Consider the following 12752-nt stretch of genomic DNA (forward strand, 5'->3'; position numbering starts at 1 on the left):
ACCCTCGGCTCAGCTCGCGGCGATCCGCCGGATGGGCGGACGGTGGCGGCTGAGCCAATACAGCATCAGCAGAGCAGCGCTCGCACATAGCATGCCGAAACCAAGCAGGGCGTTGCTTCCAAAATTCGACAGCAGGCCGACGAGAATTGGCGGCGAAGCTGCGGAGATGAGATTAAGTGGCAACGCGATGCGCGAAGTTGCCTTGGCAAATTCGGCGTTGTCGTAGAATACCAGTGGAATGGTCGCACGCGCGACCGCAAGCGCACCGCTGCCGAGGCCATACAGCAGAATGAAGGTGGCGATCATCCAGTGCGATCCGCCGCCGATCATCAGAAGAAGTATTGCCACGACAAGGGTTGAGGCGGCGATTAGCGCCGTCGTGATCCCATCCCACCGCCCACCACCGAGAAAATCGAGACCGCGGGCGCTAACCTGAATCACGCCCAGCATCGAACCGAAGGTGACGGCCTGCGTCGGCGACAGGCCCTCCGCTTTCAGGAGCTCGATCATCGTGGCGCCGAATCCGAAGGTGACGAAAGCGCACAATACGGTCGCCGATACGATCAGGTAGAACGTGCTTTTCCGGACGATGTGGGGCTCGCCAGGCAAACCCAACGAACCGACATCCTCTTTCCGCTCGGTGCGACGCGGCAATCCGAACGCGTAGAGCGGCAGACAGACCAGAACCATCAGCCCGGCATAGACAAGACAGGTGCCACGCCAGCCCATCGCATCCGAGAGAAACGAGGTGGTCGGCCAGAAAACGCTGCTGGCCAGCCCCGTCACCAGCATCAGAGCGCCGATCGCACGCCTGCGGCCCGCAATCTCATTGAGCAGGATGTAGGTGGCGGTGGCCAATGTCGCGCTGCCGGCCGTACCGAGGATGACCCATGCTGCGAAGAACGACGCGGGGCCGGTCGAACTGGACAGCAGAACGAAGCCCGGCGCGGCGACAAAGGTGCCGGCGATCATCACACGCCGTGCCCCAAACCGGATGAATGCCTTGGCCAGAACGGGCGCGGACAAACCCGTAGCCACATAGAAGATCGAATTGCCGGCGAACACAGCCGAGATGTCCATGCCGAGATCAGCGGCGACTTGCCGACCCACGACGGCTAGAAGGCCGACCGTGCCCCATCCAATGACCTGCCCGATCGCAACGACAACAAGTACGCCGATGATTTTCTTGCCGGACTTCAAGGACCGCATCTTTCTTCGCCAGCCGCGATGCCCAACCGGGCGTCAGCGGCTCTTCCTGGCCACGACGAACAGCATCGTGGCCCATTGATTGTCGAAACCTATGACTTCGCCGGTTTCGATCTCCAGCGAGTCCCATTTGCCCGCCTCGGCATAGGTCGCACGCAGCCAGTCCGACGACGGATAGTTGTAGTAGCGATTGAGCGTGTCGCGGCCGTCGCCATCGCCTTCCTTGTAACTGGCATAGAAGACGCCCTCGGCCTTCAGCGCACGCCAGATCCGCGCGAGGACATCCGCGAGCTCCGTCCTCGGCACATGCAACAGGCAGGCGTTGGCCCAAACAGCATCATAGGCCCCGACCTCGTCGAGGTCATGAAACAGCAGCGTCTCGACCGTGCGGCCGAGATGCTTTGACGCGACGCCAGCCATTTCCGGCGAGCCATCGGTTGCGCGAACTTCGAACCCCCGCGCCAGCATTTCCGCGGTGTCGCCGCCGGCGCCGCAGCCGAGTTCGAGAATGGAAGCGCCCGGCGGAAGCTGCGCCAGAAACGCCATCAGCCGTGCCTGGCGCGAGGTGAACGTACGCTTGGCATAGGCCTCGGCGTTGCCGCGGTAGAATTGCAACGTCGCTTCGTCCACCTGTCGCCCCTCTCTCCCCTGCGGAAATGCCGTGTCAGTTACTTGTCGGCCAGGCCCAGCATCAGCCGCATATTCTGCACAGCTGCGCCCGACGCGCCCTTGCCGAGATTGTCGAGCCGCGCGACCAGCACCGCCTGACGATGTTTTTCGCTGGCAAAGACGTAAAGCTCGAGCTTGTTGGTCTCGTTGAGCGCCTCGGGCTCGAGCTTCCCGCCTTTGGATGCCGCGTTCTCGATCGGCATGACGGAGACGTAGGTGCTGCCGGCGTAGCGCTTGGCCAGCGCCGCGTGCAGGTCGGCTCCGCTGGGTTTGCCCGTCAGCGTGTCGAGATGCAGCGGCACCGAGACCAGCATGCCCTGCCGATAATTGCCGACCGACGGCACGAAGATCGGCCGCCGCGTCAGTTTTGAGTAAAGCTGCGTCTCCGGCAGATGCTTGTGCTCGAAGCCGAGGCCGTACAATTCGAAAGACGGCGCGCTGCCGTCCTCAAAACTCGCGATCATCGACTTGCCGCCGCCCGAATAGCCGCTCACCGCATTGATGGTGACGGGATAGTCCGCCGGCACGAGACCGGCATCGACGAGCGGCCGCAGCAGCGCAATGCCGCCGGTCGGATAACAGCCGGGATTGGAGACCTTGCGCGCGGTCCGTATCTTGTCGGCTTGATCAGGCGTCAGTTCCGGAAAGCCGTACGTCCAGTCGCTGGCCACTCGAAAAGCCGTCGACGCATCGAGCACCTTGGGAGCGGAAGCGCCCATGCTGTCGATCAAGGCCACGGTTTCCTTGGCGGCATCGTCAGGCAGGCAGAGGATGACGAGATCCACCTCCTCCATCAGCGCGCGCTTGGCGCCGGCATCCTTGCGCTTCTCCTCGGCAATGCTTTTCACGACGACGTCGTTCTGCAGCCGAAGCTGCTCGGCAATGCCGAGGCCCGTGGTTCCGGACGCGCCGTCCACGAACACGGCGGGCTTGGTCGCGGCGCCGGCGGTTTTCGGCTGATGGCTGTCGGTGAGGGTCATGGCACGGTCCTTTCGATCTGGTTCGTTTCGTTGGCAAAGGCCTGTTCGCTTGCAAAGACGTTGGGCCGCGCTTGCTTCATCAAATGCGCGATCTGCTGCGCGCCGGCGTCGACTTGCGCGGCCAGCGACCCGGCAATTGCCACATAGTCGGTCTCGGACTTGTGCTGGTTCAGCTTGAAGCTGCCCTCAACCTCTTCAACCGTCATCTCAAGGCCCACGATCGCTTTCTTCATCGCCTCCAGCCGCCCGGCCGTCATCTTCGACGACAGCCACGGCTTTTTCGGCAGCAGCCGCGCCTCGAATTTGGCGCTGAGCGCCTCGATCTGCGCGGCGAGTTCGCTGTCGGACATCGCCCGCACCGGGCCGGTCAGATGCACCGCCTGATAAAGCCAGGTCGGCACCTGGTCCGGCGAAACGTACCAGTCCGGCGACACGTAGGCATCCGCGCCGTTGACGGCCAGCAGCCAGGACGTCGCCCCGTCCGCGAGCTTTACCAGCGGATTGTGACGCGCGACGTGAAACGCCGCGCGCGGCGTGCCGTCATTGGCCGAGGTCAGATAGAACGGCAGCGACGAGGCGACGGGCTTGTTGCCATCCCACGCGCAGGCCAGCCCAAAGCCGCGCGCTTCCGCGAACGCGAGGCTCGCGGCGCGGTCGGACTTGAACGGTGGAGGCGTATACATCTCAAACTCCTGCTTGACGTAGGAGCCGCCAGTTCAGACCGCGTTTCTGGAAAAAGAAAAAAGCCGCGGGACCGGATCCGGCGGCAGGGGCGATGATCTTAAACGCAGACAACCGCCCGAACCGCGATAATGCGGCGGCGGCGAGCGGCGGACATGGTCGAAGCGTTGATCATGGGCGCGGCTATAAGGCCGCGCCCGCCCGGCGTCAAGAGATTGCACCGTCATTCCGGGGCGGGAGCGAAGCGAGCGAACCCGGAATCTCGAGATTCCGGGTTCGATGCTGCGCATCGCCCCGGAATGACACTGCCTCAGATCACTGGATTCCACGGCGCCGGGATCACCCGGTAGCCGTTGCCGTCCTTTTCGACGTTGCCGAGCCCGGGGAACGGATAGTGGAAACCCTGCACCTGGAGCTTGTCCGCCACCAGCATGTCGTAGGTCTTGCGGCGGGCCGTTTCGGCCATGGCGGGATCCTGGTCGAAGAAGGCGTGCCAGCCGGGATTGGCGGCAAACAGGTAGGGAATGTTGGTGACGTCGGACTGGATGAACACCTTGCCCGAGCCCGAGGACAGCACGTAGGAGGTGTGGCCCGGCGTGTGGCCGGCGGTCTCGACCGCGAGCAGGCCGGGAGCCACTTCCTTGCCCCACTCATAGGGCGTCACCTTCTTTTTGAGCCCTGCCTCGAACACGCGGCGGGCGTTCTTGAACACGCCCGGCATGCGCTCGCCGGTCTGCTTGGCCATTTCGCCGTCGTCCATGAAGTATTTCCACTCGACCGACGGCACCAGCACTTCGGCGTTGGCGAACGCGAGCGTTCCCTCCGCATTGAGCAGACCGTTGATGTGATCGCCATGGAAATGCGAGATCACCACCATGTCGACGTTCTTCGGATCGAAGCCGGCCGCGGCCATGTTGGTAGCGAACTGGCCGACAGCGCCCTTGCTCGATGCAAACGCGCCCGGACCGTTGCCGGTGTCGAGGACGATCAGTTTGCCGCCGGAATTGATGACCAGCGGCCCGAACTGGATGCTGACCTTGTCCTTCGGCATGTAGGCCTTCTCGAGCGCTGCGGCGACGTCGTCCTTCTTCGCGTTGAGAACGAAGCTATCCCCGAGCGCGAACGTGTTCACGCCGTCGGAGATGACGGTGACCTGCACGTCGCCGACCTTGTAGCGATAGAAACTCGGCGCCTGCTTGTCGGCCATCGGCGCGGCGGCGTTGGCGGGCGCGTTAGACAGCAGGGGCGCAGCAGCCAGCGCCGCGGCTCCGGCGAGTGCGTGACGTCGTGTCATTTCCATGTGATGTCCTCCCAGTGAGACGATGGATGCGGTTCGCGGGATTGCCCGCTTTGATGCGTGCCCTTTGTTCGCTTGTTGCCGAAATCTAGCAGCGTTTCTGCGATAGCGCGACGACGGCCAAGCGACGGCAGTGCGAAGATGCTCTGATCTACGTACGTTGGAGCTAACACCCCCGTCGTCGGCTTATTCCCAGCCTACCCCTACGCCGCGCGCCACAGCCATTCGGCGAGTTTCCCCATCACGTCGCCGACCAGCAGCAGGGCGGCCGACCAGACCAGCGCCGAGACGAAATTGGCGATCTGGAACGGCCAGTAGGACATCTCGAAAATGCCGGCGGCGAGCGGCACCGAGGCCCGCAGCGGCCCGAAGAACCGTCCGATGAAGATCGAGGGCACTCCCCATTTTTGGACGAAGGCCTCGCCGCGCGGCAGGATCTCCGGATAGCGCGACAGCGGCCACATCTCGGCGACGTTCTCCTTGTAGCGGTAGCCGAACCAGTAGGAGACCCAGTCGCCGAGCGCAGCACCCAGGCCGCCGGCCAGCCAGACCGGCCAGAAGCTGATGCCGCTGACGCCGATCAGCGCACCGATCGCGACCAGCGCCCCCCAGGCCGGCACCAGCAGCGAAATGAAGGCAAGCGATTCGCAAAACGCCAGCACCAGGACAATGGGTGCGGCCCAGGCCTGATTGTCGCGCACGAAATCAGCCAGAGCGCGCGCAAAATCTTGCATGTTCTGAAACGCCTTCTCCGCCCCGTTTGCGCCGTTGAATCTTTTTGCTGATTCAAGGGCTCGCGACAGCTAAGCCAGCCGCCTGCGTGTCTTCAAGTCACAAAGGCTGGCACGGGCTGTGATCATCGCTTAATTTCGATCGCCCCGCCGGCCTTCCGCGCCGGCGAAAATCCGTGGTCTCTCCAAATCATAGCCGACGGCGTTGCCGCCATCTGTTCAGCGCCGCTCAGGCCTGATAGAGGCTCGCAATCCGGTGCATCGGTGGGAAGAAGGCGCCTGGCGCTCGCCCCACCGTCACCTTTTGAGCCCATCCGTGGCATAGTCAGAGTGACCGATTCGCTCGCGCGATATCGCGCGCAACACCTAAAGAGCCATGTCCAAATCATTGAAATCAGCTGCAAAACCCAAATCTGCCAACGACCTCTTTGGGGCGGAACCGAAGGGCCGCGCTGCGCCTAAGGCCGCCTCGCGGGCGACCAGCGCCGAGGCCGGCTATACCGCGGCCGATATCGAGGTGCTGGAAGGCTTGGAACCGGTACGCCGCCGCCCCGGCATGTATATCGGCGGCACCGACGAAAAGGCGCTGCATCATCTGTTCGCCGAAGTCATCGACAACGCCATGGACGAGGCCTTGGCGGGGCACGCCTCGTTCATCGAGGTCGAACTGAGCGCCGACGGATTTCTGACCGTCACCGACAACGGCCGCGGCATCCCGGTCGATCCGCATCCGAAATTTCCAAAAAAATCCGCGCTCGAAGTCATCATGTGCACGCTGCACTCCGGCGGCAAGTTCGACTCCAAGGTCTACGAGACCTCGGGCGGTTTACACGGCGTCGGCGTCTCCGTCGTCAACGCGCTTTCCTCACGTCTCGAGGTCGAAGTCGCGCGCAGCCAGAAACTCCACCGCATGAGCTTCGAGCGCGGCCATCCCAAGGGCAAGCTCGAAGACCTCGGCAAGATCAACAACCGCCGCGGCACCCGCATCCGCTTCAAGCCCGACACCGACATCTTCGGCGCCAAGGCCGCTTTCAAGCCGCAACGCCTGTTCAAGATGACGCGCTCGAAAGCCTACCTGTTCGGTGGCGTCGAGATCCGTTGGCGCTGCGATCCCGCGCTGTTGAAGGGCATCGAGGATGTGCCGGCCGAGGATAGCTTCCACTTCCCGGGCGGCCTGAAGGATTATCTCGGCGCCGCCATTCACGCCGACACGCTGGTGCATCCGGATATCTTCTCCGGCAAATCGGGACGCAACGGCGCCCACGGCGCCTGCGAATGGGCGGTCGCCTGGACGGCGGACGCCGACGGCTTCCTCTCCTCCTACTGCAACACCGTGCCGACGCCCGACGGCGGCACCCACGAGTCCGGCATGCGCAGCGCGATGCTGCGCGGCCTGAAGGACCACGCCGAGCGCATCGGCCAGGGCAAGCGGGCCGCACCCATCACGTCGGAAGACGTCATGGTGGGCGCGGCCGTGATGTTGTCCGTGTTCGTGCGCGAGCCGGAATTCCAGGGCCAGACCAAGGACCGGCTGGCCACGGCCGAAGCGCAGAAGATCGTCGAACAGGCGATCAAGGACCCGTTCGATCATTGGCTGTCCGGCAATCCGCTGCAGGCGAACAAGCTGCTCGACTTCGTCATCGAGCGCGCCGACGAACGGCTGCGCCGCCGCGCCGAGAAGGAAATCTCGCGCAAGACCGCGGTGAAGAAGCTGCGCCTGCCGGGCAAGCTCACCGATTGCACGAATACGGCAGCCGAAGGCTCTGAGCTGTTCATCGTCGAGGGCGACTCGGCCGGTGGCACCGCCAAGCACGCGCGCGACCGCAAGACGCAAGCGATCCTGCCCTTGCGCGGAAAAATCCTCAACGTCGCTTCCGCCGGCAAGGACAAACTCACCGCCAACGCCCAGCTCTCCGACCTGATGCAGGCGATCGGCTGCGGCACGCTTGCGCATTATCGCGAAGAGGATTTGCGCTATTCCCGCATCATCATCATGACCGACGCCGACGTCGACGGCGCGCATATCGCGTCGCTGTTGATCACGTTCTTCTACCGGCTCACGCCGCGGTTGATCGACGAGGGGCATCTCTATCTGGCGGTGCCGCCGCTGTACAAGCTGACCCACGGCAGCAAGACGATCTACGCCCGCGACGACGCCCACAAAGAAGCGCTGCTGAAGAGCGAGTTCAACGCCAATGCCAAGGTCGACGTCAGCCGGTTCAAGGGGCTTGGCGAGATGATGTCGGCCCAACTTAAGGAAACCACCATGGACCCGGCCAGGCGCACCCTGCTCCGCGTGGTGCTGTTGGCCGACGACCGCGAAGGCACCGCCGATTCCGTCGAGCGGCTGATGGGAACCAAGGCCGAGGCCCGGTTCGCCTTCATCTCCGACAAGGCGGAATTCGCCAGCGACGACCTGCTGGACGTCTGATTTTACCGTTATTGGCACTTTCCGGGACTATTTCCGGCCTTCTTGGGCCGGTTGGAGCTGGAATCCGCCCAATTTTCAGACCTTTCCCCGGCGTTCGTTTGTAGGAAGGTGTGCTCCTCCCGCAACAGCTTTTTCGCCGGATCCACGTATAGTCACGGTACTGGATTTTGGGAATCGGCGCTCGCGCTGCTCGTCAAGCGAACTAGGAATTGGGGATTTGGACATGAAGAAGTTGGTGCTCGCTCTGACCGCGGTTGCGGCATTCACCGGATCGGCCTCGGCGGCTGATCTCGCGGCCCGCCCGTACACGAAGGCACCGATGGCAGTCGCTCCAGTGTACAACTGGACCGGCTTCTACATCTTCGGTGGCGGCGGCGGCGGCCTATGGAATGCCGACAGCAACGTGCAAACTGCACCTGGCGGTGTTGCCATCACCCGCGATCAGCGCATGGGTGGCAGCGGCTGGTTCGGAACGGTTGGTATCGGTTATGACTGGCAGTTCAACGGCCGGTGGGTGGCCGGTATCTTCGGTGATGGCCAGTTCGGAGACATCCGCGGTTCCCTCAGCGATCCGACCGTCTTCCTTGAAGGCCGCGAGAAGCTCAAGACCAGCTACGCAGCCGGTGTGAGAGTAGGTTATCTCGTTGCTCCGAATGTGCTGTCCTACGTGAACGGCGGTTACTCCGGATCGGAGTGGTCGGGCTCGAATCTGTCCTTTATCGGCGCTGGCGGCAGTCCGACCCTCGCCACCACCGGCTCCTTCCAGCGTAATGGCTGGTTCATCGGCGGCGGCGTCGAGAACAACCTCGACATCTTTGGTATCGCGGCACCCGGCTGGTTCATGAAGACCGAATACCGGTCGGCATTCTATGACCGCATCTCCCTGCCCGAGACTTTTGCTCCGGCTAGTGGCCTCGCGGGCCCGACGGGTACGGCGGTCACTTTCAAGCCCTGGACGCAGACCATCAGCACTTCGCTGGTCTACCGCTTCAACTGGGGTGGCGCTCCGGTCCAGGCAAAGTACTGATCTCTGCTAATTCAGCAGCTCAAAAGCCCCGGCATCGTCCGGGGCTTTTTTGTTGTTCGAATATGGACGCTTGCTCGATCGTCATTGGGAGAAGCGGCATATCCGGCATAGCTCAACGAGCGAAGGCGGAAGCGAAGAAGCAATCCAGCCCACCGGCTAGGCCTCGTGAAGAGCTTCGCTCCGCTCGCCCCAGTCCCCGCCCGGGCTTGGCCAGTCGCGCCAGCGCCAGCACAATCCTTGCGGCCCAAGACGCCTCCACGACAGCACTCAAGCCCCGAGATGACTTCCGGCCTTGCGGAACCGGCCGCCATCCTATTCGATCGGTGGCTACTGCGACCGCTGGCATTGGTTCCTAGCGGCAGTTCATCGCAAGCCGCGCGGCACCCAGCGACCGGAACGGCAACAGGGGAGAAATCCATGGCCAGATCGCTTTCGATCGTCGGCTTTCTGGCGCTTGCGATCGGCCTGCTGTGGATCGGTCAGGGCACCGGCGCGATTCGCTGGCCGCCATCGAGCTTCATGATCAATCAACTGCAATGGGCCGGATATGGCGCCGTGCTCGGCGCCGTCGGCCTGATCCTGATCTGGCAAGGCAACCGCTAGATCCACCCATCCTACAGAAACTGGACAACAGCTATGGCAGCAAAACTATTCGATCTCTCAGGCAAAGTCGCCATCGTCACCGGCGGCAATGGCGGGATCGGGCTCGGCATGGCCCGGGGCCTTGCACAAGCCGGCGCGGCGATCGCGGTGGTCGGCCGCAACGAGGCCAAGTCGGCGGCTGCGGTCGCGGAGCTTGCGCAAGGCGGCGCGAGGGCGATTGCGGTCGCGGCCGACGTCACCGACAAGGAAGCGGTCGCCGCCATGGTCAGCCGCGTCGCCGGCGAGTTCGGCCGAATCGATATCCTCGTCAACAATGCCGGCATCAATATCCGCAAGCCGCCGCACGCGCTTGATATCGCCGAGTGGAACAGCGTGATCCAGACCAACCTCACCAGCGCCTTCCTGTGCTCACAGGCGGTCTATCCCGCCATGAAGGCGGCCGGCGGCGGCAAGATCATCAATATCGGCTCGATGATGTCGATCTTCGGCGCCAGCTTCACGCCGGCCTATGCCGCCAGCAAGGGCGGCATCGTGCAGTTCACCCGTTCCTGCGCCTGCGCCTGGGCCGCCGACAACATCCAGGCCAACGCCGTGCTGCCGGGCTGGATCGACACGGATCTGACCAAGCGCGCCCGCAAGGAGATCGACGGCCTGCACGACCGGGTGCTGGGACGCACCCCGGCAGCACGCTGGGGCGCCATCGATGATTTTGCCGGGATCGCGGTCTTCCTCGCCTCGCCCGCCTCCGACTTCGTCACCGGCACTGCGATTCCCGTCGACGGCGGCTACTCGATCATGGGCTAGGCCGGAATCAGAGACCGGCTGTTTGCCTGACCGACCCAAAAGAAAAAGCCCCGGCTTGCGCCGGGGCTTCCTCGTCTGGATATTTGTTGTTGATCAGTACCTCGCGACGACCGGGCCGCCGAACTTGTAGCTCAGACGGACCACAGCCGACTGAATGTCGCGGGGCTTGGCATCGAAGGTGTAGACGGCCGGAGCCGCTGCTCCAGCGAGCTGGTAGCTCTTGGTCTCGAAGGCCGAATAGTCGTACTCAAGTCCGACGATCCAGTTCGCGGTGATGCCGTATTCCCAACCGGCGCCGACGGTCCAGCCGTTGTGCCACTGCGTCGACGATCCCGAACCCGTGTTCGCCGGTACCGTATCGGAGACCGCCAGGCGGTTGTTCACGCCGGCCCAGCCGCCCTTGACGTAGAACAGGTTGTTATTCACTGCGATACCAGCACGACCGGTGATCGTCGCCATCCAGTCGGCGCGCCAGCTGAACACATCATCAAGCCCGGCGCCGAAGACGTTGTTGAGCACGCTGCCGCGGGTATCGAGGCCCGAGATGGTGCCCTCAAGACCGAACACGAAGTTGCTGGCCTGCCAGTTGTAGCCGATCTGGCCACCACCGATGATGCCGGTTCCGCGCTGACGGAAGCCTTGGCCGGGTGCGAGGTCGCCGAACGCCGTGGTATTGGCGGTATTGACCCACTCCTGGTTGGTCCAGGCGCCACCGACGTTGCCGCCGATATAGAAACCGCCCCAGTTGTAAACGGCGATCGGTGCCGGCGCCTTGGTATAGGGCCGCGCCGCCAGATCCGCGGCCGAAGCAGACATGGAACCCATCATGAGGGCGGCGGCTGCAATAGCGATCTTTTTCATAATATTTCCCACCACTGACAAAACCCAAATTCTGCCGTGAAAATATCCAGAAACACTCGGGAAGGCTGTAACCACGCTGCAACAGTGAGGTAGATTTGCCCTTCGCACGTCCCGATTGCGGTCGTGAATTACCGTTTAGTTAATCAACCATTACGGGTTCCGGCAACGTCAGGGGCTTTTGTTGCACAATTACCCGCCGGTAGCGTCCCGCCACCACACCCGAATGGGCCTAATGGCCGCGAATCGGCGACTGCACATGTTCCGGCCGCACCCCGAGGCCGACAAAGCGCGCCGTGATCCCCTGCAGCCAGGGCACGGCGGTGAGCAGCCGCATCACGAACGGGGCTTTCAGCGGCTGATTGCCCGGCTTGAGCGCGGCATTGACGATATTGTTCTGCACGACGACCTGCATCCGCTGCGTCATCTTGACCGGAAACTCGCGGCGCCGGCGCACGGCGTCGAGTTCGTCCTCCTCGGGCAGCCAGTCCATCTTCAGCCTCGACGACAGCAGATTCGCGGTCGCGACCGCGTCCTGCACCGCCAAGTTGACGCCGACGCCGCCGATCGGCGACATCGCATGCGCGGCGTCGCCGATACAAAGCAGCCCCGGCCGCGTCCAGCGCTTCAGCCGGTTGACTGCAACCGTCAGCAGCTTGACGTCGTCCCAACTTTTCACCTCCGACAATCCTGATTTGAGGATCGGCGCCATCCGCGCGATGTCCTCGAGCAGCGCGGGCAGTCCCCTCGCCTTCACGGCGTCATACTGTCCCTTCGAGATGACATAGGCGCACTGCCAATAGTCGCCGCGGTCGAACGTCACCATCATCTTGCCGGGATCGACCCGGGCAAACAGGTTTTCGGTTTCGCCCTCCCGCTTGGCGGCGCGAAACCACAATACATCCATCGGCGCGCCGATTTCCTCGACCTCGAGGCCGGCGCGTTCGCGCACCAGCGAATGGCGGCCGTCGCAGGCAATGGTCAGGTCGGCCGCGATATCGATGACGCCGTCTGGCGTCTTCGCCCTCACCCCCGTGACGCGCTCGCCGTCGCGAAGTAGATCGACCGCTTCCGTCGACATCATCACATCAAGCGAAGCAAACCGCTTGCCGCTCTCGCGCAGGAAATTGAGAAAGTCCCACTGCGGCATGAAGGCGATAAACGGATATTTGACGCTGAGCCGGCCGAGATCGGCGATCCGCACCGTCTCGCCGCCGAACATCCCCTCCATCTTCTGCAGGCGCTGATGCGGCAGTTTCAGAAAGCCGTCGATCAGCCCGAGTTCGTCCATCACCTGCAGCGTCGAGGGATGCACGGTGTCGCCGCGAAAATCGCGAAAGAAATCGGCGTGTTTTTCCAGCACCACGACGTCGACACCGGCGCGTCCGAGCAGATAGCCAAGCATCATGCCCGCGGGCCCGCCGCCGACGATACAGCAACGTGTTTTCATCGCTCGCTCCCTCGC

12 protein-coding genes are annotated in these 12752 nt (G+C 63.3%); 4 read left to right on the top strand and 8 right to left on the bottom strand.

The features are described from left to right. Positions 1-9: 9 nt before the first annotated feature. The 6 genes from V1283_RS17420 to V1283_RS17445 all read right to left on the bottom strand — a co-directional run bounded on the left by V1283_RS17420 (position 10) and on the right by V1283_RS17445 (position 5567). Complete coding sequence (locus V1283_RS17420; protein ID WP_334387678.1) at positions 10-1209, bottom strand: MFS transporter; 1200 nt, start codon at positions 1207-1209, stop codon at positions 10-12. A gap of 33 nt (positions 1210-1242) precedes the next feature. Further along, positions 1243-1836, bottom strand: coding sequence for a class I SAM-dependent methyltransferase (locus V1283_RS17425; protein WP_334387679.1), 594 nt, complete (start codon positions 1834-1836; stop codon positions 1243-1245). A gap of 38 nt (positions 1837-1874) precedes the next feature. Further along, complete coding sequence (gene argC / locus V1283_RS17430; protein ID WP_334387680.1) at positions 1875-2855, bottom strand: N-acetyl-gamma-glutamyl-phosphate reductase; 981 nt, start codon at positions 2853-2855, stop codon at positions 1875-1877. After that, positions 2852-3538: an FMN-binding negative transcriptional regulator gene (locus tag V1283_RS17435; protein WP_334387681.1), complete on the bottom strand. Its 687-nt coding sequence runs from the start codon at positions 3536-3538 to the stop codon at positions 2852-2854. Before V1283_RS17435 ends, argC begins: the two co-directional genes overlap by 4 nt. 308 nt (positions 3539-3846) lie before the next feature. Beyond that, positions 3847-4836: an MBL fold metallo-hydrolase gene (locus tag V1283_RS17440; protein WP_334387682.1), complete on the bottom strand. Its 990-nt coding sequence runs from the start codon at positions 4834-4836 to the stop codon at positions 3847-3849. A 200-nt stretch (positions 4837-5036) separates the two neighbouring features. Further along, a complete protein-coding gene (locus tag V1283_RS17445) occupies positions 5037-5567 on the bottom strand; it encodes a DedA family protein (RefSeq protein WP_334387683.1) in 531 nt (176 codons plus the stop codon). Between the two features lie 373 nt (positions 5568-5940). Between V1283_RS17445 and parE the strand changes: the two genes are divergently transcribed. The 4 genes from parE (at position 5941) to V1283_RS17465 (ending at position 10429) form a co-directional block, all read left to right on the top strand. Next, the gene (parE, locus tag V1283_RS17450) at positions 5941-7995 is read left to right on the top strand and encodes a DNA topoisomerase IV subunit B (RefSeq protein WP_334387684.1); all 2055 of its coding nucleotides are present in this window, start codon (positions 5941-5943) and stop codon (positions 7993-7995) included. A gap of 223 nt (positions 7996-8218) precedes the next feature. Then, positions 8219-9022 carry an outer membrane protein gene (locus V1283_RS17455; protein ID WP_334387685.1) on the top strand — a complete coding sequence of 268 codons (804 nt, stop codon included), beginning with the start codon at positions 8219-8221 and terminating at the stop codon, positions 9020-9022. Between the two features lie 417 nt (positions 9023-9439). Next, positions 9440-9625: a hypothetical protein gene (locus V1283_RS17460; RefSeq protein WP_334387686.1), complete on the top strand. Its 186-nt coding sequence runs from the start codon at positions 9440-9442 to the stop codon at positions 9623-9625. 33 nt (positions 9626-9658) lie between these two features. After that, on the top strand, positions 9659-10429 hold the full coding sequence (locus tag V1283_RS17465; protein ID WP_334387687.1) for an SDR family NAD(P)-dependent oxidoreductase: 771 nt from the start codon (positions 9659-9661) through the stop codon (positions 10427-10429). Positions 10430-10522: 93 nt separating this feature from the next. On the opposite strand, the gene V1283_RS17470 is transcribed toward V1283_RS17465, so the two are convergent. Both V1283_RS17470 and V1283_RS17475 read right to left on the bottom strand, forming a co-directional pair. Beyond that, positions 10523-11290, bottom strand: a complete 768-nt coding sequence (locus V1283_RS17470; RefSeq protein ID WP_334387688.1) for an outer membrane protein — start codon at positions 11288-11290, stop codon at positions 10523-10525. A gap of 229 nt (positions 11291-11519) precedes the next feature. Beyond that, complete coding sequence (locus V1283_RS17475) at positions 11520-12737, bottom strand: FAD-dependent oxidoreductase (RefSeq protein ID WP_334387689.1); 1218 nt, start codon at positions 12735-12737, stop codon at positions 11520-11522. Positions 12738-12752: the final 15 nt, after the last annotated feature.

Source organism: Bradyrhizobium sp. AZCC 2262, assembly GCF_036924535.1.
Taxonomy (GTDB): Bacteria; Pseudomonadota; Alphaproteobacteria; order Rhizobiales; family Xanthobacteraceae; genus Bradyrhizobium.

What these genes read in the sequence shown, in the direction of transcription:
- V1283_RS17420 (WP_334387678.1), bottom strand. Translation starts at nt 1,209, where the DNA reads ATGCGGTCCTTGAAGTCCGGCAAGAAAATCATCGGCGTACTTGTTGTC.
- argC (WP_334387680.1), bottom strand. Translation starts at nt 2,855, where the DNA reads ATGACCCTCACCGACAGCCATCAGCCGAAAACCGCCGGCGCCGCGACC.
- V1283_RS17435 (WP_334387681.1), bottom strand. Translation starts at nt 3,538, where the DNA reads ATGTATACGCCTCCACCGTTCAAGTCCGACCGCGCCGCGAGCCTCGCG.
- V1283_RS17440 (WP_334387682.1), bottom strand. Translation starts at nt 4,836, where the DNA reads ATGGAAATGACACGACGTCACGCACTCGCCGGAGCCGCGGCGCTGGCT.
- V1283_RS17445 (WP_334387683.1), bottom strand. Translation starts at nt 5,567, where the DNA reads ATGCAAGATTTTGCGCGCGCTCTGGCTGATTTCGTGCGCGACAATCAG.
- parE (WP_334387684.1), top strand. Translation starts at nt 5,941, where the DNA reads ATGTCCAAATCATTGAAATCAGCTGCAAAACCCAAATCTGCCAACGAC.
- V1283_RS17455 (WP_334387685.1), top strand. Translation starts at nt 8,219, where the DNA reads ATGAAGAAGTTGGTGCTCGCTCTGACCGCGGTTGCGGCATTCACCGGA.
- V1283_RS17460 (WP_334387686.1), top strand. Translation starts at nt 9,440, where the DNA reads ATGGCCAGATCGCTTTCGATCGTCGGCTTTCTGGCGCTTGCGATCGGC.
- V1283_RS17465 (WP_334387687.1), top strand. Translation starts at nt 9,659, where the DNA reads ATGGCAGCAAAACTATTCGATCTCTCAGGCAAAGTCGCCATCGTCACC.
- V1283_RS17470 (WP_334387688.1), bottom strand. Translation starts at nt 11,290, where the DNA reads ATGAAAAAGATCGCTATTGCAGCCGCCGCCCTCATGATGGGTTCCATG.
- V1283_RS17475 (WP_334387689.1), bottom strand. Translation starts at nt 12,737, where the DNA reads ATGAAAACACGTTGCTGTATCGTCGGCGGCGGGCCCGCGGGCATGATG.